Origin of the sequence: Streptomyces sp. NPDC002680 (assembly GCF_042889145.1) — a bacterium.
Classification (GTDB): Bacteria; Actinomycetota; Actinomycetes; order Streptomycetales; family Streptomycetaceae; genus Streptomyces; species Streptomyces adonidis.
Genome location: NZ_JBIAQP010000010.1, coordinates 1 through 18571 on the forward strand (window position 1 = coordinate 1; position 18571 = coordinate 18571).

The window sequence follows — 18571 nt, forward strand, 5'->3', positions numbered from 1 at the left end:
GATTTTTGGCACGCTGTTGAGTTCTCAAGGAACGGACGCTTCCTTCGTACTCACCCTCTCGGGCTTTCCTCCGGGCAGTTTCCCTTCGGTCTTGCGTTTCCAACCTTACCAGACTGTTTTCCGTTCCGTTTCCGGTTGGGATTTTGATCCAGTAGCCGTTGGAGGGCTTCTACCTATTCGATTGCCTTCCGGCTCTCTTTCGGCGAGTCCGACTTTATCAGAAGTTTTTGGCCGGACTTACCGGCCGCTCATTCCTGAGGTAATCGGGAAGTGGTCCTCAAGAATCCAAGTCCTCGAGAAACCCATAGATTTTCACTGTCGCCACCGAGCCTGTCCGGCTCTAGGCAACTGTTCTAATCTACCTCCCCACTCCCTCCGCGTCAACGGCTCTTGTGGGGCGAAGAGGAGACTAGCAGCCCCGCCGGTGTGTCCGCACATCAGGCAGCAGTGGGTACGACGGCGCTGCGCTCGACCGCGTCGAGGTCGCCCGTCTCGCCGGCGCGTGCCGCGCGACCGCCGAGGACATAGACGTACGCGAGGAAGGCCAGTTCGGCGACGACCCCGATCGTGATGCGGGCCCATGTGGGCAGGCCCGACGGGGTGACGAAGCCTTCTATGGCGCCCGAGACGAAGAGGACCAGGGCCAGGCCCATCACCATGCCCAGGGCTGCTCGTCCCTCCTCGGCCAGTGCCGTGCGGCGGGAACGCGGGCCCGGGTCGATGACGGTCCAGCCGAGGCGCAGGCCCGTGCCCGCGGCCACGAAGACGGCGGTCAGTTCCAGGAGGCCGTGCGGGAGGATCAGGCCGAGGAAGGTGTCGAGGCGGCCGGCCGATGACATCAGGCCGATACCGATGCCCACGTTGAGCATGTTCTGGAAGAGGATCCAGACGACCGGGAGACAGAGGAAGACTCCCAGGACCAGGCACATCGCGGCGGCCTGGGCGTTGTTCGTCCACACCTGAGCGGCGAAGGACGCGGCGGGATGGCTGGAGTAGTACGTCTCGTACTGGCCACCGGGGCGGGTGAGCTCGCGCAGTTCGTCGGGCGCCGCTATGGAGGACTGCACTTCGGGGTGCGTGCCTATCCACCAGCCCAGGAGGATCGCCACCGCCGTGGAGATGAGCGCGGCGGGGGCCCACCAATGGCGTGATCGGTAGACCGCCGCGGGGAAGCCGTGGGTGAGGAAGCGGGTGACATCGCGCCAGGAGGCGCGGCGGGTTCCTGTCACGGCACTACGCGCGCGTGCCACGAGTTGGCTGAGCCGACCCGTCAGCTGGGGGTCGGGGGCGCTCGACTGGATCAGCGAGAGGTGGGTGGCCGTGCGTTGGTAGAGGAAGACGAGTTCGTCCACCTCGGCTCCGGTGAGACGGCGCTGGCGGCGCAGCAGTGCGTCCAGGCGGTCCCACTCGGCGCGGTGGGCGGAGACGAAGACGTCGAGGTCCATCGTTTTGCCTGCTCCTCGGCTGTTCGTCGACTGCGCGTCGTGGGTGTCGGCTTGTCGTACTGCGGCGCGATGCCCCTTCAGCTTGGCAGACTGGCGGTTCCAGGGGCAGGTCAGGTGAAGGGCGGCAGGCGTGAGTGAGCTGGTTACGGGCGAGGCGGTGACGCTGGAACTACGTCCCGCGAAACTGCCCAGCAGGGCGCTGGCCGTGTTGCTCGACCTGGTTGCGGTCGGGCTCGTCTACACCGTCGTGACCATTGTTCTGGTCATATCCACGGCTTCGCTGGACGAGGCGGCACAGTTCGCGCTCTCCATCGCCGCGTTCATTCTGGTGCTGGTGGGTGCGCCGATCGCGGCGGAGACGCTCAGCCATGGGCGTTCGCTGGGCAAGATGGCCTGCGGTCTGCGGGTGGTGCGGGACGACGGCGGGCCGATCCGGTTCCGGCACGCGCTGGTGCGGGGTGCGGTCGGTGTGGTCGAGATTCTGATGACGTTCGGGGTGGTGGCCTGTATCGCCTCGCTCGTCTCCGCTCGGGGCCGGCGGATCGGTGATGTCGTGGCGGGCACGCTCGTCGTACGGGAGCGTGTGCCCGTCGGTCGGACAGCCTTCGTTCCTCCCCCGCCGCCCTGGTTGTCCGGACGGTTCGCGGAACTCGATCTGTCGGCCGTGCCTGACGGGCTGTGGCTGGCCGTACGTCAGTACCTGACGCGTATGGGGCAGCTGGATCCGCAGGTGGGCTGGGCCATGGCCGAGCGGCTCGCCTCGGATGTGGCGGCGTGTACGGGGACTGCGGCGCCGCACGATGTTCCGCCGGCTGCCTATCTGGCGGCCGTGGTGCAGGAGCGGCAGGTGCGGGAGGCTCGGCGGACGTTCGGGATCGGGGCGGCTGCCGGTGGGCCCGGGGTGCCTGGTGGGCCTGGTTCGTTCGGGGCTCCGGTGCGGCCTCAGGCGCCGGTTGCGGTTCCGTATCCGCCCGCCGCCGTCCCCCTCCCCCCACCCCTCCCCGTCCCGGTCGTCGAAGCCGTGCCGCAGGATCCGGCTGCCGAGCAGCGCCCCTCCGGTGGGTTCGCGCCGCCCGCCTAGTCGGGGAACGCCGACGGCGGGGATTCGAGGTGTTCCAGCTCGATGCCGGGTGCCGCCAGGACCACGTCACCGGTGATGTGCACGGCGTGCTGTTCGCCCGTGTCCAGGGCTGTGACCTGGTATTCGTCCACGGTCAGAGGGCCGTTGTCAGTGGCGTGTGCTTCTCTCTTCACCAAGGCCCAGGACTGGTCCACGGTGCGCGGGGCGAGGACCGGGTCCGTGAGGGCCACGAGGCGTACGCGAGTCGCGGAGGCGGAAGGGGTGAGGCGCAGGAGGCGGGCTGTGGCGATCAGGAACGCGGGGGATGTGCCGGTGAAGGCGTGGGCGCGGACGTTGCCTTCGGTGGCGTGGGTTCCGGTGGGGTCGGTGCGGACCCAGGTGACGCCGTCCAGGGCGGCGCCGCGGATCTGCCAGCTCGACGCGTGGAGTTCGAGGCGGATGGGGCGGCCCAGGTCGTCGAGGGCGAGGTCGACGGAGCCGGTGTGGTCGCCCGAGGGGGCGGTCAGCTGGGAGACGTAGCGCCAGCCGGAGGGACCGGGGGCGCAGTGGAAGTGTTCTTCTGCGAGGGGGGTGTGGTCGTGCGGATCGTGGAGCGAATAACGGCCGCGGGGCATGGGGATCCTGGGTGTTCTCGGGCTGTTGCGTGAGCCTCGCAATGGGACAGGCCCCCGGCACGGGGGTGCGGGGGCCTGTCTCGGAGCGGAGGACCTGCTGGTGGTGAGTGCGTCAGTGCACGGACGTGCTCACCACCGGCGGGGGTGCCGGCTCAGTAGCGGTAGTGGTCCGGCTTGTACGGGCCCTCGACCTCGACACCGATGTACGCGGCCTGCTCGGGGCGGAGCGTCGTCAGCTTCACGCCGAGCGCGTCGAGGTGGAGGCGGGCGACCTTCTCGTCGAGGTGCTTGGGCAGCACGTAGACGTCGGTCGGGTACTCGTCGGGCTTGGTGAACAGCTCGATCTGGGCCAGGGTCTGGTCCGAGAAGGAGTTGGACATCACGAACGACGGGTGACCGGTGGCGTTGCCCAGGTTCAGCAGGCGGCCCTCCGACAGCACGATGAGGACCTTGCCGTCGGGGAACTTCCAGGTGTGGACCTGCGGCTTGACCTCGTCCTTGACGATGCCCGGGATCTTGGCCAGGCCGGCCATGTCGATCTCGTTGTCGAAGTGGCCGATGTTGCCGACGATGGCCTGGTGCTTCATCTTGGCCATGTCGCTGGCCATGATGATGTCCTTGTTGCCGGTCGTGGTGATGAAGATGTCGGCCTTGTCGACGACGTCGTCGAGGGTCGCGACCTGGTAGCCGTCCATGGCCGCCTGGAGCGCGCAGATCGGGTCGATCTCGGTGACGATCACGCGGGCGCCCTGTCCGCGCAGGGACTCCGCGCAGCCCTTGCCCACGTCGCCGTAGCCGAAGACGACCGCGGTCTTGCCGCCGATGAGGACGTCGGTGGCGCGGTTGATGCCGTCGATCAGGGAGTGGCGGCAGCCGTACTTGTTGTCGAACTTCGACTTGGTGACGGCGTCGTTGACGTTGATCGCCGGGAACAGGAGGGCGCCGTCGCGCTGCATCTCGTACAGGCGGTGGACGCCGGTCGTGGTCTCCTCGGTCACGCCGCGGATCTCCGAGGCGACCTGGGTCCACTTCTGCGAGCCGTCGGTGATGGTGCGGTCGAGCAGTTCGAGGACGACGCGGTGCTCGTCGGACTCGGCGGTGTCGGCCGAGGGGACCTTGCCGGCCTTCTCGTACTCGACGCCCTTGTGGACGAGCATGGTGGCGTCGCCGCCGTCGTCCAGGATCATGTTGGGGCCGCCGCTGGGGGTGTTCGGCCAGGTCAGGGCCTGCTCCGTGCACCACCAGTACTCTTCCAGGGTCTCGCCCTTCCAGGCGAAGACCGGGATGCCCTGCGGGTTCTCGGGCGTACCGTTCGGGCCGACCGCGATGGCGGCGGCCGCGTGGTCCTGGGTGGAGAAGATGTTGCAGGAGACCCAGCGGACCTCGGCGCCGAGGGCGACCAGGGTCTCGATCAGGACGGCGGTCTGCACGGTCATGTGCAGGGAGCCCATGATGCGGGCGCCGGCCAGCGGCTGGCTGGCGGCGAACTCCTTGCGGATGGACATCAGGCCGGGCATCTCGTGCTCGGCGAGGGTGATCTCCTTGCGGCCGAACTCGGCCAGGGAGAGGTCTGCGACCTTGAAGTCCTGTCGGGCGTCGACAGTCGTCATTACGGGCTGCTCCTCAGGGGTGGGGCGAGGTGGGTACGGCTGGTCTGCGCGGCAGCGGACACAGGGGTGCCCGAAGAGGGCACAGGCATGCCCGAGTACGCGCAGCGCAGTCCGTCGGAGGCCCTCTCTCCCTCGGCCGGTCCGCGAGGGGACCGACCGACCGCCATCAGCAGCGACGTCTGGCTCCGTCCCAAGCTACACCTGTAGGCCCGGCCGTCCCCAGTCCGCCTGCGAACACATCAGGACAGATCAAGCCTGAAGGGAAGGGAACTCAGTGGGCGGCGGGCCCTGCCGGGCCGCCCGGAGTCGCCTCGCGGTCGGCGCCCTTGGCGGCTTCCGTCTCGCTGTAGATGTCCGGTTCCAGGTAGATGACGCGGGCGATCGGGACGGCGGCGCGGATACGGGACTCGGCGGCGTTGATCGCGGTGGCCACCTCGGCGGCGGTGTCGTCGTGCTGGACGGCGATCTTGGCGGCGACCAGGAGTTCCTCGGGGCCGAGGTGGAGCGTGCGCATGTGGATGATGCCGGTGACGGTTTCGCCGTCGACGATCGCCTTCTCGATCGCCACGACCGCTTCCGTACCCGCGGCCTCGCCCAGCAGCAGGGACTTGGTCTCGACGGCGAGGACCAGCGCGATCAGGATGAGCAGGATGCCGATGCAGAGGGTGCCGATGCCGTCCCAGACGCCGTCATCGGTGGCGAGGGCGAGGCCGACGCCGCCGAGGGCCAGGATCAGGCCGACGAGCGCGCCGAGGTCTTCCAGGAGGACGACGGGCAGTTCGGGGGCCTTGGCGTGGCGGATGAATTCCTTCCAGGACTGGCCGCCGCGCAGCGGGTTGGACTCGTTGATGGCCGTACGGAAGGAGAAGCTCTCGGCGATGATCGCGAAGACGAGGACGCCCACCGGCCAGTACCAGTGCTCGATCTCGTGCGGGTGTTTGATCTTCTCGTAGCCCTCGTAGATCGCGAACATGCCGCCGACCGAGAAGAGCACGATGGAGACGAGAAAGGCGTAGATGTACCGCTCGCGGCCGTAGCCGAAGGGGTGTTGCGGGGTCGCCTCCCGCTGGGCCTTCTTGCCGCCGAGGAGGAGCAGGCCCTGGTTGCCGGAGTCGGCGAGCGAGTGCACGGACTCGGCGAGCATCGACGACGAACCGCTGAAGAGGAACGCCACGAACTTCGCTGCCGCGATCGCGAGGTTGGCGCCGAGTGCCGCCACGATCGCCTTGGTGCCGCCTGACGCGCTCATGTGTTCGCGTTGTCCCTTCAGTACGTACGCTGTCCCGGGCTTTGCCCGCCCTTTGCCGGTGGGTCATTGTTGCAGCCCCCTCCGACAACGACGCGGCTGGTGGTGTCAGACGACGACCGTCGCCCGGAACACCGTGCCGGGGCCGGACAGTTCGGCCTTGTCGCTCGCCGGTACGAAGACCGACTGGCCGGGGGCGAGTTCGATGTCCCCGATACGGACCGAGCCTGCCGTGCAGAGCAGGATCTGGGGGGTCGGGAGGGTGAGGTCGCGGGCGGGGGTGCTCTCCGGGAGGACGTACCGGGAGAGGCGGAACTCGTCGATGGGGGTGTCGTAGACCTCTTCGCCGTCGGGGGACGCCTCCGGGCGCAGTACGCCGGGGTCGCTCGCCTCGAAGCGGACGACGCGCAGGAGTTCGGGGACGTCGACGTGCTTGGGGGTCAGGCCGCAGCGCAGGACGTTGTCGGAGTTGGCCATGATCTCGACGCCGAGGCCGTTGAGGTAGGCGTGCGGGATGCCTGCGCCGAGGAACAGGGCCTCGCCGGGCTGGAGTCGGACGTGGTTGAGGAGCATCGCGGCGATGACGCCCGGGTCGCCGGGGTAGTGGTGGGCGATGTCCGCGTAGGGCGCGTAGTCGCCGCCGAGGCGGGCGCAGGCGGTCGCGGCCTCGGTGACCGTGCGGGCCATGTCCTCGCGGTCGGCGCCGAGTACGGCCGTCAGGACCTCGCGCAGCGCCGCCTCCTCGGGGTGGGCGCGCAGCAGGTCGACGTACGGCTTGAGGGAGTCGACGTCCAGGGCGGCGAGGAGGTCGGCGACCTGCGAGGGGTCGCGGAAGCCGCACAGGCCGTCGAACTCGGTGAGGGCGCAGATCAGTTCCGGCTTGTGGTTCGCGTCCTTGTAGTTGCGGTGTCCGGCGTCGACCGGGATTCCGCGGCGTTCCTCGTCCTCGTAACCCTCCTTCGCCTGGGCGAGGTTGGGGTGCACCTGGAGGGAGAGGGGGGCGCCGGCCGCGAGGATCTTGAGGAGGAAGGGCAGGCGGGGGCCGAACTTGGCGACGGCCGCCGCGCCGAGTTCGCCCTGCGGGTCCGCGTCGATGACCTCGACGAGTGTGCCGCGTCCGGTGCGCGAGGGGGCGCCGGGGTGGGCGCCCATCCACATCTCCGCCTGCGGTTCGCCGGTCGGCTCGGTGCCGAGGAGCGCCGGGATGGCGGTGGTGGAACCCCAGGCGTAGGGGCGGATGGTGTTGTCGAGGCGGTCCATGGCGGTCTTTCTGCGTGCGGGAGGCAGGTGAGGAAGGGGGTGGGCTGGTTCTGGGGCTGGTTTGGCGGTCCTGGCTGTCAGGTTCCTGCCGTCAGCGCGAGGTACACCGCCGCGAAGTCCGTGGTGGCGATCAGTTCGGCCAGGGTCTCCAGTTCGGCGCCGTCCTCCGGTTCGAGTTCGCTGATCGCCGTGTCGTGGCCGAGGGCGAGTTCACGGGCGGCGGGGGCAGCGCTGAGGCCACCGGTCGGGCGGTCGCGGAGGAGCACCACGCGCGCGTGCAGGGCGGGTGCCTCGTTCACGCGGTCGCGGAAGAAGTCGTCGGGGTCGGCGCCGGCGGCGAGTCGGCTCGCGAGCAGGGCGCCGTGCGCGGCGAGCGCCTCGGGGAGTTCGGCGGCGAGCGCGGGGCGGCCGGCCAGCTCGGCGAGGGCGGCGGCGAAACGGCGGCCCGCGGGCCCGGCCGACGTGCCCTCGGTCCAGATCACCGGGAGCGTGTCCGCGAGTTCGGCGGCGAGGGTCTTGGCCGGATTGCTGTACGTCGCGATGGCCGGGCCGCACCGTTCGGCGATGTGGTCGAGGCGGTCGGCGACCTTCTCCAGGGCGTCCGGCGGGGCGGTGAGCAGGCCGGTGCGGTCGAGGAGGGCGAGCAGCGGGGTGAGCAGTGCCCACAGGACGCCGGGGGCGGATGCGGCGAGCGGCTGGTCCGCCTCCTCCTGCTCGTACGGGGCGGTCGCCATCCGTACGAAGAGGCCGTGGGCCGCGCCCTGCACGGTCTCGGAGAGCGGGGTGCCGACGGGCGCCACGGCGACGACCGTGCAGCCGCGGCGGTACGCGTGCTCGGCGAGCAGGGACAGGCCCGGTTCGGTGCCGTCGGGGGTGGCGATCAGGAGCAGGTCCACGGAGCCGGCCCAGCCCGGCAGCTCCCAGCGCAGGGCGCCTGCCGCGGGGGCGACGCCGGTGGGGGCCAGGCGGGCGACAGGGGTGGTCGCGCCGGCGAGGGTGCCGAGGAGGTCGGCGACGCAGGTCGCGGCGGCGCCCGGGCCCGCGATCAGGACGGCGCGGGGGCGGCCGTCCGGTTTCAGGTCGTTGACGCCTGCCTCGGCCGCGTGGCGGGCGGCTGTGCGGACGCGGGCGCCTGCTTCGGCGGCTCCGCGGAGGAGGCCGCGGCGGTCTGCTTCCGCCAACGCCTCGGGGGCGTCGAGCAGCGATTCGTCGAGCATGGGTGGCACCTCCGATCGCCGGGGCGGGGTTACGCGGGGCGTCGGGCCTCGTCGACGAGCAGTACGGGGATGCCATCCCGGACGGGGTACGCCAGGCCGCAGTCCTGGCCTGTGCAGATCAGCTCGGTGTCCTGCTCCTTGAGGGGAGCGTGGCAGGCCGGGCAGGCGAGGATCTCCAGGAGGCCGGCTTCGAGCGGCATGTGGTGTCCCTTCGGGGGTGCGGTGATGTGGCCTGGTCAGGGTACCGCCGTGGGGGCGGGGTGGCGGGGCGTGGGTGGGGTGCGGGTGGTTGGGGTTTTCGCCCCCGCCGCCCCTACCCGTCCCATCCTCGGGGGCTCCGCCCCCGAACCCCCTTTGTCCTCAAACGCCGGACGGGCTGAGATACCCAGCCCGTCCGGCGTTTGAGGACGAGGCCCCTTCAGGGCCGACAGCGGGGGTCTGGGGGCGGCAGCCCCCAGGGATGGGAACGGGTAGGGGCGGAGGGGGCGAAGAAAGGAGTTCGTGAGGGTCAGGCTCGGATGATCTCAAGGACCTCGTCCCGGATCTTTTCCATCGTCGCCCCGTCCCTCGCCTCCGCGTTCAGGCGCAGCAGCGGCTCCGTGTTGGACGGGCGGACGTTGAACCACCAGTCCGTCGCCGTGACCGTCAGGCCGTCCAGGTCGTCCAGGGCCACGCCCTCCTGGCCCTCGTACGCCGTCCTGATCGCGGCCAGGCGGGCCGTCTGGTCGGTCACCGTGGAGTTGATCTCGCCGGAGCCCGCGTAGCGGTCGTACTGGGCGACCAGGGCCGACAGGGGGCCGTCCTGACCGCCGAGGGTGGCTAGGACGTGGAGGGCGGCCAGCATGCCCGTGTCGGCGTTCCAGAAGTCCTTGAAGTAGTAGTGGGCGGAGTGCTCGCCGCCGAAGATCGCGCCCGTGCGGGCCATCTCCGCCTTGATGAAGGAGTGGCCCACGCGCGTGCGTACCGGTGTGCCGCCCTGTTCGCGGACGACCTCCGGGACCGACCAGGAGGTGATCAGGTTGTGGATGACCGTCCCGGAGCCGCCGTTGCGGGCCAGCTCGCGGGAGGCCACGAGGGCCGTGATCGCCGACGGAGAGACCGGGTCGCCGTTCTCGTCGACGACGAAACAGCGGTCCGCGTCGCCGTCGAAGGCGATGCCGAGGTCGGCGTTCTCCTCGCGGACCCGCTTCTGGAGGTCCACGATGTTGGCCGGGTCGAGCGGGTTGGCCTCGTGGTTCGGGAAGGTGCCGTCCAGCTCGAAGTACATGGGGACGACGGTCAGGGGCAGGCCGGCGAAGACCGTCGGGACGGTGTGGCCGCCCATGCCGTTGCCCGCGTCGACCACGACCTTCAGGGGGCGGATGGACGTCAGGTCGACGAGCGAGAGGAGGTGCGCCGCGTAGTCCTCCAACGTGTCGCGCTGTGTGATCGTTCCCGGAGTCACGGGCGCTGCCTCCGGCTCCGGTGCGCCCTCGTCCAGCCAGGTCTCGGCCAGCTCGCGGATCTCGGTCAGGCCCGTGTCCTGGCCGACCGGTGCCGCGCCCGCCCGGCACATCTTGATGCCGTTGTACTGGGCCGGGTTGTGCGAGGCGGTGAACATGGCGCCGGGCAGGCCGAAGGCGCCGGACGCGTAGTAGAGCTGGTCCGTGGAGCACAGGCCGATCTCGGTCACGTCGACGCCGTGTGCCGCTGCCCCGCGCGCGAAGGCCCGCGACAGGCCGGGCGACGAGGGCCGCATGTCGTGTCCGATCACGATCGCGTCCGCCCCGGTCACCTGGACGAAGGCGGCGCCGAACAGTTCCGCCAGCGGCTCGTCCCACTGGTCCGGGACCACACCACGTACGTCGTACGCCTTCACGAGCTGCGACAGATCTGCAGACACGGCCAACCTTCCTGAACGTCCATCGGTCACCCCAAACTACTCGCCCCCACTGACAGCCCGTCCGACCGGAAGCCCCTGGTCACGCGCCCGCCCCGCGTTCTCGTCCTCACGGCAGCATCCAGCCCAGCACCGCCGTGCTCTGCCCCACCACGATCAGGCACATCACCAGCAGCAGCCCCAGGCTCCAGGGCAGCACCTTTCGCAGCAGGTCCCCCTCCCGGCCTGCGAGGCCGACGGCTGCGCACGCGATGGTCAGGTTCTGCGGGGAGATCATCTTCCCCAGGACACCGCCCGAGCTGTTCGCGGCGGCGAGCAGTTCCGGGGACAGCCCGGACTCCCGTGCCGCGGTCACCTGGAGGGCGCCGAAGAGCGCGTTCGCGGAGGTGTCCGAGCCCGAGACGGCGACGCCGAACCACCCCAGTACCGGCGACAGGAAGGCCAGCCCGGCGCCCGCCGCCGCCACGAAGTGACCGATGGTGGCGGCCTGTCCGGAGAGGTTCATGACGTAGGCGAGGGCCAGTACGGACGTCACGGTGAGGATCGCGAACCGCAGTTCGTGGACGGTCGCCGCCCATTCCTTGACCGCCACGCGCGCGTGGACCCCGATCACGGCCGCCGTGCACACCCCGGCGAGCAGCACGAGCGTGCCGCCGGTCGAGACGATCGGCCAGGTGTAGACGTTGCCGCCGACCGCCTTCCCGTCGGGGTTCACGACGTTCAGGAAGGGCCAGTCGTACGTCCGGGTCGCCCCGGCCAGCCAGTCCTTGACGGCGGGGATCTGCGCGACGGAGAAGATCGCGACGATCAGGGCGTACGGGGCGTAGGCGCGCAGGACTTCGGGGCGCGGGTCCTCCTCGTCGAGGTCCTCGCTGCGGACGCCGGTGAGCACGGCGACGCGTACGGGTTCGGCGGCCGGCCTGCGCGCGTCCGGTACGGCCATCAGGGCGCCCGCGCCCGCCAACGCGGCGCCGATGTCGGCGAGTTGCGCGGAGACGTAGTTGGAGGCGGCGAACTGGGCGACGGCGAAGGCGAATCCGCAGGCCAGGGCGGGCGCCCAGGTCTCGCGCAGGCCGCGTCGGCCGTCGACGAGCCAGACGAGCACGAGGGGGACGACGAGGGCGAGGAGCGGGGTCTGGCGGCCGACCACCGAGGCCACCGAGTCCAGTGGCAGGCCGGTGACTTGAGCGAGTGTCACCACCGGTGTGCCCATCGCGCCGAAGGCGACGGGCGCCGTGTTGGCGACGAGCGCGACGACCGCCGCGCGCACCGGGTCGAAGCCGAGTGCGACGAGCATGACCGAGCAGATCGCGACGGGTGCGCCGAAGCCGGCGAGCGCCTCCAGGAGGGCGCCGAAGCAGAAGGCGACGACGAGTGCCTGGATGCGCGGATCGTCGGACAGCCGCCCGAAGGAGCGGCGCAGGATGTCGAAGTGCCGGGTGCGGACGGTCATCCGGTACACCCACAGGGCGTTGACGACGATCCACAGGATGGGGAAGAGACCGAACACGGCCCCCTGCGCGGCGCCGGCGAGCGTCTGGTCCACCGGCATGCCGTACGCGAGGCAGGCGACCAGAGCGGCGGCCAGAAGGCCGATCAGGCCCGCGCGGTGCGCTTTCATGCGCACACCGCCGAGCAGGACGAGGACGATGACGAGGGGCAGGGTCGCGACGAGAGCGGACAGGCCGAGCGAGCCGGCGACGGGTTCCAGTTCCTGGACGTACACGGGCGCCTCCCCGGATTCCGCGATGCGGAAAACGATTTCTCACGGGTGACGGAATGGTCGTGTCCGCGACAACCTCACGTCAATGCGCGTGCACCACTCAATGAAATCGCCGTACGGGAATCACGGGAGTGCGGAGGGCGTGGCGACCCGAAGAGCCTTGTGCGCGCGCTCAGTTGTCGGGCGAGCGCAGCACCCTCAGGTGCCCGCGGCGTGGTGCGACCTCGCGCGGGTCCGCCGTACGCGCGCCGCCGGCCCCGGCCGCCCGGTCCTGCGGACGGGCCGCCTCGCGGACCGCGTTGGCGAGCGCCTCCAGATCGTCTCCGCTGGGGCGTGCGGGAGCAGAGGAGTCGAGCAGCCGGACGACCTCCCAGCCGCGCGGCGCGGTGAGGCGCTCGGAGTGCTCGGCGCAGAGGTCGTAGCAGTGGGGTTCGGCGTAGGTCGCGAGAGGGCCGAGGACCGCGGTCGAGTCGGCGTAGACGTACGTCAGCGTCGCGACGGCGGGACGGCCGCAAGCGGTGCGCGAACAGCGACGTACAGGGCTCACGACGTTGGACGGTACCGCACTCTTGAGCGGGCCGCGACGACTCCCCACCAGGTCACTCCCCCGTGTCGTGCTGTGAAACCGCCCACACGGGTCTTCTTGGACAACTCGTTGACCTGGGACGACATCTGGTTACGAAATACCGAACAACCCCGACCCCGATCATTACTTGTCGCAAACCATGTCAATTGGCATGAGGTCGACGCTCCAGACGATCGAAGAGGGATACGAAATCAAGCCCAACCTTGGCCGGAATGATCATTCTGGGTCGCAGGCAGGCGCAGCGTGCCCGGCACCCGCGCGGGGGTCGCGGGGACTACTCTTCGTCAGTGATGGACAACCCCGTACCGCCCCGCGCCGCAGGCCCCGGCCCCCGCCGCCGTGATCGCCACGGCCGTGGCATGCGCGGCCCCGTGGCGCCGCCGCAGGTTCCGCTCTCCGCGAGCCGTGCCGAGGCGTTCGCGGATCTGGTGCAGGACTCCGTGGAGCGGCTGGAACGGCGCTGGCCGCAGCTCGCGGACATCGACTTCATCGTCCTCGAAGTGCCGAGGCTCGAAGGTCCGCCCGAGGCGTGGGCCGACGAGACGGTCCCCCTGGGGGGCACGATTCCCGCCCGGGAGGGTCACCCCGCGCGCGTGGTGGTCTATCGCCGCCCGGTCGAGATCCGCACCAAGGGCCGCGACGAACGCGCGGCCCTGGTCCACGAGGTCGTCGTCGAGCAGGTCGCCGAACTGCTGGGGCTCACCCCGGACACCGTGGACCCCCGATACGGCGAGGACTGACGCCCCCGGAGGGTCACTTCTGCAGGACCGACAGATCCTGCTCCGCGTCCGGCACCGCCACCGTCCCCCGGTCGTCCGGGAGCGTCTGGATCGTGAACGCCGGGACGCCGTCCGCCGGGGCCGCGAGGGTCCTGGAGGCGTAGACGGCGCCACCGGAGACCCGCTCGACCGTCAGCGCGTACGTGCCCTTCAGACCGGCCGGGACGGGGAGTTCGACGTCCTGGGTGGTGCCGCCCTTGATCGTGTACGTCTTCGTCGCCGCCGTACCGCCCTCGGTGCCCGCGGACGCCGTGACCTTGACCTGGGCGGCGCTGCCCGGGGCGGTCAGGGAGAGCGTGGTGCCCTTGGCGGTGTTGGCGGCGGCCGTCGCGCGCGCGGAGACCGGGCCCGTGGCCGGGATGAACGCGGTCTCCTGGTTGGCTCCCTTGCCGCGTACGACCTTCAGGGCGGCCACGAACGGCACCGACGTGTCGGTCGGGGTGAGCACCAGGGAGCCCGCCTCCCCGCGTGTGACGTCGCCGAGGTCGACGGCGGCGGTCATGCCCGCCTTGATGTGCAGCGTCTCGTTGCCGGCCGGGGTGATCAGGCCGTTCGGGGAGGCGAGGCGCACCTTCAGGTCGGCGTCGCTCTCGCTGGGCGTGAAGGCGATCAGGCGCACCGAGGTGGCGTCCTTGGGGATGCCGGGCAGGACCAGGCTGCCCGCCGGTTCGGTGGACGCGGTCAGCCAGTCGCCGCCGGTCTTGGCGTCCAGGGCCTGGACGGCCGCGCCGACCCGGCCGCTGCGCACGCTCACGTGCACGGTGAGGTCGGCCTGCGGTGCGTCGGTGAGCGTCGACAGCAGGATCGGCTCGCTGCCGTTCGGCGGGACCGTGATGCCCTCGCCGACGTCGGACTTGATGCTGCCATCCTTGCCGTACAGCTCGATGTCGACGACCGCCGCGGAGTCGTCCGGGTTGGTCAGGTGCACGTAGTCCGTGCGGCCGGCGGCGGTGCTGGCGCCCGGGAACCAGAACTCGGTGTCCGGGACGGTGCAGTTGATGCCCAGCAGACCGCGTCCGGTGCCCGCGGCGACCTCGGTGGTCTCCTGCACGGCCCAGCCCGGCGCGAACCTGCCCTCGGCGGTGCCGACGAACGCGGGCGTGTCACCGCCCGAGGTGTCCCCGGTGACCGGCTTGCCGGGCTCCTTGGGGGTGAGGACGGGCTTGACGGCCTTCGGCTTGCCCTTCGCGCCGGTGGCCGACTCGGTGGTGGCGGCCAGTTCGGCCTTGCCGTCGCTCCCGGTGCCCTCTGTGACGGGCGTGAAGGACGTGTACGTCGTGTCCGCGAGGTCGGAGGTGCTGGGAGCCGGGCAGAGCAGGCTCGTGCGCTCCACGGGCAGCTGAGCGGCCGCCTTGGCCGTGCCCGCGTCGGCCGCCTCCGGTGTGCTGAGCGAGGCGAACCCGGTGACGGCGGCGAGCGCGGTCGTGCCGGCGATCAGGGAGATGGTGGTGCGGTTCACTGCTGGCTCCCGTCGGGGCGCTCACCCTGCGGGTGGGGCTGGTGTGGCTGCGCCGGGTCGTACGCGGGGTCGTAGCCCTGGTTGTACGTCTGGTCGTAGGCCGTCGTCTGGGGCGAGGCACCGTACGCGTACGGGTCGTACTGGCCGTTCTGGTACGGGTCCCCCTGGTAGGCGGGGTCGTAGGTGCCCGGCGGGTAATGCTGGGCGTTCTGGTACTGGTCGGCGTTGTAGCCGTCGTACTGGGTGCCCGCGTAGGCCGCGGTGTTCCATTCGTCGCCGTACGGCTGCTGCTGCGGGATCGCGGCCGGGACCTCCTCCGCGGGAGGGGGGATGTCCGTCGGGAACTCGGCCTGGTCGTCGGCCTGTTCGGCCTCTGCCTCCGCCTGGGCGCGCAGGCGGCGGGCGCGGCGGCCCTCGCCGGTGGCGGCCTGGGCGGGGATCTCGCGCTCCTCCTCGGGCAGGTCGTCGTCGACGTCCCGGCGCCGGCCCGGCAGGGCCATGACGACGAGGACGACGGCGAGCGAGCCCTGCGTCCACAGCCAGGCGGTGTGCCCGATCGGGGTGTCGAAGGTGACGTCCAGCTTCCCTCCGGAGGAGGGAAGTTCGAAGCCCTGGGCCCAGCCGTCGAGGGTGGTGGGGGTCAGCGGCTTGCCGTCCAGGGTGGCCGTCCAGGCCTCGTCGACGGAGTCGGCGAGGCGCAGGACACGGCTGCCCGAGCCGGCCGGGATCGTGGTGTGGATCTCCACGGGTCCGGCGGCGACGGGCTGCGGGTCGCCGGAGCCGGACGCCGGGACGATGGCGGCGCGCGAGACCTCCGAGTCGACGCGCCACAGCGCGCCGCTCTCCTGCTGGCTGAGTCTGCTCAGGCCGGGTGTGGCGTCCAGGATGCGGCTGACCTGGCGGGGCGTGCCCCGGTGGACCAGGACATAGCGCACGGCGAAGCCGCCGAGTTCGTCGGCCTGGTCTGCGCCGGAGCCCGCGACGAGGTTGGCGACGACCTTGTCGAGGAGCGCGTTCTCACCGCTCTCGGCGGCGAGTTCACCGTCGCCGAGCCGGGCGCCGGAGCCCCGGACGAGGGTGTAGCCGACGCGGGCGGCGGAGTCGCTGGCCAGGACCAGGGTGCGGGCCTGGTCGCGGGTGCCGCTCTCCTCGGCGACGAAGGCCGGCACCTGGACGGGGTCGCGCCGTTCCAGGGGGCCGTCGGCGCCGCGGATCATCCAGCCCGCGGCGAGCAGCAGCGGGCCCGCGGCGGCGGCGAACGCGATCAGCGCGGCGACCGGCTGGCGCCAGCCGAAGCTCTGCTCGGCCACGCGCGAGCGTGCCCCGTCGGCGCCGAGCGTGGCGGCGGCCAGCAGGGCGAGGCCGTAGACGAGGGTGGCGGGTCCGGCCCACGCCGAGCTGTTCGACAGGACCGCGAAGACGAGCCCCACCAGGGCGACCGCCCAGGCGGTCCAGATGCCGAACTGGCGCTCGGTGCGCAGCAGGGCGGCCAGCGCCGCGAGTACGACGCCGATGAGCATCAGTCCGCTGACCGTGCCGGGGCCGCCCGGGCTGGCGCCGAGCAGGTCGAGGGCGCCGGCGGTGCCGGAGCCGTACTCCAGGCCGGCTTCCTGGAAGAAGCCGAACGGGAGCAGGGACAGCGACCAGGGCGCGAGGACCAGCATCGGGACGCCGAGCTGGGCCAGGAAGCGGAGGCCGTAGGCGGTGATCTCGCCTCGTCGTACGACGAGGAGCGCGACGCCGAGCAGCAGGGCGATGGGCCACACGATCGGCGTGAAGGCGGTGGTGACCGTCAGCAGCAGCGTGTACGCCCAGGTGGCGCGCCAGCTGCCGCGCGCTCCCGAGGTGTGCGCGAGCCCGCTTGCCGCGATGCCCGCGCGGGCCGCCAGCGGGAGGAGTACGGCGAGTACGGCGGTGCCGAGCCGGCCGCCCGCGAGGGCGCCGGTGGCGGCGGGCAGGAAGGCGTAGACGACGGCCGCCCACGCGCGCAGGAGGCGCGATTCGACGAGCGGACGGGAGGCGAAGTACGCGGTGAAGCCGGCCAGCGGCACCGAGGCGACCAGCAGAACGGTCACCGCGAGGCCCGTCGAGCCGAACAGCGTGGAGGCGAGCATCGCGACGAGCGCCAGATAGGGCGGCGCCGACGAGGTGTCGCCCACGCCCACCGGATGCCAGGCGTCCAGATAGCGCGCCCAGAGTTCGGCGGAGTCGGCCGGGGCGGGCAGCAGCGCGCCGCCCACGAGGGCGCCGCCACCGAGCAGTTCACGGCAGGCGACGAGCGAGACGAACAGGAGAACGAGGAAGAGCACCGGGCCGGGCTTGCGGGCGATGCGCTTGAGCCGGACGAACTGCTCGACCTCCAGGAAGTCGGCGTCGTCCCCACCGGGCCCGGACTCGACGGCGCCGCCGTGCCGGCCGGCCCCGGAGGTGACCTCGGGGTCGGAGCGTCCGACGAGTTCACCGGCGGCCTGTTCGATGGTGGCCCGCACGGTCGCGCCGGGCGGCGGGAACAGGGCCCGCAGCTCGCCCTTGTCGATCTGGGGAGCGCCTCTGCCCCGGCGCCCGGCGATGATCCGCTCGGGCCGCAGCAGGGTGCCCAGGAGGCCGCGGATCTCGTCGACGGCCTGTCCGGGGGCCTTGCCGACCAGATAGGCCACCGTGCGCAGCAGGGTGCCGAGGACCACGCGCAGCAGCACCCAGGGCAGCTGTGCCGTACGGCTGTTGACGAGCAGGGTGTAGACCGCGCCGGCCTTGTCGACCTTGTGCGGGGACGCGGAGGTGCGGCCCACGCAGTCGACGGTGCGGCGCTCCCGGGAGGACGCCTCGGCGTGCCGGACGACCGCCTCGGGGGCGACGAGGACCCGGTGGCCGGCGGTGGTGGCGCGCCAGCACAGGTCGACGTCGTCGCGCATCAGGGGCAGCCGGCGGTCGAAGCCGCCGAGTTCCTCGAAGACGTCGCGGCGTACGAGCATGCCCGCGGTGGACACGGACAGCACCGGGCGGACGTGGTCGTGCTGGCCCTGGTCCTGCTCGCGGCGGTCCAGGCCGGTCCAGCGGCGGCCGGAGTTGGCGATGGTGACGCCGACTTCGAGGAGCTGTCTGCGGTCGTACCAGCCGCGCAGCTTGGGGCCGACGACCGCGATGTCGTCGGCCCGGCCCAGTTCGTGTTCGGTCTCGACGACGCGCAGCATCTGGGCGAGGGCGTCCGGGTCCGGGGCGCAGTCGTCGTGCAGCAGCCAGAGCCATTGGACCGGCTCCCCGTGGGGCAGCTCCGGCATGTCGTACGCGTCGTCGCGCCAGCTGCGGGTGACGGGGTCCCAGCCGCTGGGGCGCTTCAGGTACGTCAGCTCGTCCGGGGTGAGGACGGGCGCGGTGCGGTTGGCCTCCTCGACGGCCTGGCCGAAGCCGGTGCGGCGGGCGAGGTGCAGGACGCGGTCGGCGCCGAGGGCGTCGGTGACCAGCTGGGCGGAGTCGTCCGCGCTGCCGGTGTCGGCCGCCATGACGTTCTGCACCGGGCGCTCCTGGCCGAGCAGCCCGGCGAGCGCGTCGGGCAGCCAGCGGGCGCCGTCGTGGGAGACCAGCACCGCGGTCACCACGTGACGCGGGAACTCGGGCGTGGTGGCAGTGCCGTAGTCGGCTGCCGTGTGGCTGTGCGCGGACATCGAGGTACGG

14 protein-coding genes are annotated in these 18571 nt (G+C 71.4%); 2 read left to right on the plus strand and 12 right to left on the minus strand.

The window, feature by feature from the left end:
* Positions 1 to 437: 437 nt before the first annotated feature.
* The gene (locus tag ACFYXF_RS25680) at positions 438 to 1445 is read right to left on the minus strand and encodes a stage II sporulation protein M (RefSeq protein WP_389352695.1); all 1008 of its coding nucleotides are present in this window, start codon (positions 1443 to 1445) and stop codon (positions 438 to 440) included.
* A 130-nt stretch (positions 1446 to 1575) separates the two neighbouring features.
* Here ACFYXF_RS25680 and ACFYXF_RS25685 point away from each other — a divergent pair, with 130 nt between their 5' ends.
* On the plus strand, positions 1576 to 2526 hold the full coding sequence (locus ACFYXF_RS25685; RefSeq protein ID WP_389352697.1) for an RDD family protein: 951 nt from the start codon (positions 1576 to 1578) through the stop codon (positions 2524 to 2526).
* Here the strand turns inward: ACFYXF_RS25685 and ACFYXF_RS25690 are convergent.
* The 9 genes from ACFYXF_RS25690 to ACFYXF_RS25730 all read right to left on the minus strand — a co-directional run bounded on the left by ACFYXF_RS25690 (position 2523) and on the right by ACFYXF_RS25730 (position 12670).
* Positions 2523 to 3140, minus strand: coding sequence for a hypothetical protein (locus ACFYXF_RS25690; RefSeq protein ID WP_389352699.1), 618 nt, complete (start codon positions 3138 to 3140; stop codon positions 2523 to 2525). The genes ACFYXF_RS25685 and ACFYXF_RS25690 overlap by 4 nt on opposite strands.
* Positions 3141 to 3292: 152 nt before the next feature.
* Entirely contained in the window at positions 3293 to 4750 is a 1458-nt protein-coding gene (gene ahcY, locus ACFYXF_RS25695; RefSeq protein WP_389352700.1) for an adenosylhomocysteinase, read from the minus strand.
* 271 nt (positions 4751 to 5021) lie between these two features.
* Complete coding sequence (locus ACFYXF_RS25700) at positions 5022 to 5999, minus strand: cation diffusion facilitator family transporter (protein WP_389352702.1); 978 nt, start codon at positions 5997 to 5999, stop codon at positions 5022 to 5024.
* Positions 6000 to 6104: 105 nt separating this feature from the next.
* A complete protein-coding gene (gene manA / locus ACFYXF_RS25705; RefSeq protein WP_389352703.1) occupies positions 6105 to 7256 on the minus strand; it encodes a mannose-6-phosphate isomerase, class I in 1152 nt (383 codons plus the stop codon).
* A gap of 77 nt (positions 7257 to 7333) precedes the next feature.
* Positions 7334 to 8473, minus strand: coding sequence for an SIS domain-containing protein (locus tag ACFYXF_RS25710; protein ID WP_389352704.1), 1140 nt, complete (start codon positions 8471 to 8473; stop codon positions 7334 to 7336).
* Between the two features lie 29 nt (positions 8474 to 8502).
* On the minus strand, positions 8503 to 8673 hold the full coding sequence (locus ACFYXF_RS25715) for a Trm112 family protein (RefSeq protein WP_007382472.1): 171 nt from the start codon (positions 8671 to 8673) through the stop codon (positions 8503 to 8505).
* A gap of 308 nt (positions 8674 to 8981) precedes the next feature.
* Positions 8982 to 10355 carry a phosphomannomutase/phosphoglucomutase gene (locus tag ACFYXF_RS25720; RefSeq protein WP_389352706.1) on the minus strand — a complete coding sequence of 458 codons (1374 nt, stop codon included), beginning with the start codon at positions 10353 to 10355 and terminating at the stop codon, positions 8982 to 8984.
* Between the two features lie 106 nt (positions 10356 to 10461).
* Positions 10462 to 12078 (minus strand): L-lactate permease, encoded by a 1617-nt coding sequence (locus ACFYXF_RS25725; RefSeq protein WP_389352708.1) that lies wholly within the window; start codon positions 12076 to 12078, stop codon positions 10462 to 10464.
* 169 nt (positions 12079 to 12247) lie between these two features.
* Positions 12248 to 12670 carry a DUF3499 domain-containing protein gene (locus tag ACFYXF_RS25730; protein WP_235478208.1) on the minus strand — a complete coding sequence of 141 codons (423 nt, stop codon included), beginning with the start codon at positions 12668 to 12670 and terminating at the stop codon, positions 12248 to 12250.
* 281 nt (positions 12671 to 12951) lie between these two features.
* Here ACFYXF_RS25730 and ACFYXF_RS25735 point away from each other — a divergent pair, with 281 nt between their 5' ends.
* Positions 12952 to 13401, plus strand: coding sequence for a metallopeptidase family protein (locus tag ACFYXF_RS25735; protein WP_389353310.1), 450 nt, complete (start codon positions 12952 to 12954; stop codon positions 13399 to 13401).
* A 13-nt stretch (positions 13402 to 13414) separates the two neighbouring features.
* On the opposite strand, the gene ACFYXF_RS25740 is transcribed toward ACFYXF_RS25735, so the two are convergent.
* The gene (locus ACFYXF_RS25740; RefSeq protein ID WP_389352710.1) at positions 13415 to 14899 is read right to left on the minus strand and encodes a DUF5719 family protein; all 1485 of its coding nucleotides are present in this window, start codon (positions 14897 to 14899) and stop codon (positions 13415 to 13417) included.
* The gene (locus ACFYXF_RS25745) at positions 14896 to 18561 is read right to left on the minus strand and encodes a glycosyltransferase (RefSeq protein ID WP_389352711.1); all 3666 of its coding nucleotides are present in this window, start codon (positions 18559 to 18561) and stop codon (positions 14896 to 14898) included. Before ACFYXF_RS25745 ends, ACFYXF_RS25740 begins: the two co-directional genes overlap by 4 nt.
* Positions 18562 to 18571: the final 10 nt, after the last annotated feature.

Coding starts and splice junctions, on each gene's coding strand:
- ACFYXF_RS25680 (WP_389352695.1), bottom strand. CDS start 1,445: ATGGACCTCGACGTCTTCGTCTCCGCCCACCGCGCCGAGTGGGACCGC.
- ACFYXF_RS25690 (WP_389352699.1), bottom strand. CDS start 3,140: ATGCCCCGCGGCCGTTATTCGCTCCACGATCCGCACGACCACACCCCC.
- ahcY (WP_389352700.1), bottom strand. CDS start 4,750: ATGACGACTGTCGACGCCCGACAGGACTTCAAGGTCGCAGACCTCTCC.
- ACFYXF_RS25700 (WP_389352702.1), bottom strand. CDS start 5,999: ATGAGCGCGTCAGGCGGCACCAAGGCGATCGTGGCGGCACTCGGCGCC.
- manA (WP_389352703.1), bottom strand. CDS start 7,256: ATGGACCGCCTCGACAACACCATCCGCCCCTACGCCTGGGGTTCCACC.
- ACFYXF_RS25710 (WP_389352704.1), bottom strand. CDS start 8,473: ATGCTCGACGAATCGCTGCTCGACGCCCCCGAGGCGTTGGCGGAAGCA.
- ACFYXF_RS25715 (WP_007382472.1), bottom strand. CDS start 8,673: ATGCCGCTCGAAGCCGGCCTCCTGGAGATCCTCGCCTGCCCGGCCTGC.
- ACFYXF_RS25735 (WP_389353310.1), top strand. CDS start 12,952: ATGGACAACCCCGTACCGCCCCGCGCCGCAGGCCCCGGCCCCCGCCGC.
- ACFYXF_RS25745 (WP_389352711.1), bottom strand. CDS start 18,561: ATGTCCGCGCACAGCCACACGGCAGCCGACTACGGCACTGCCACCACG.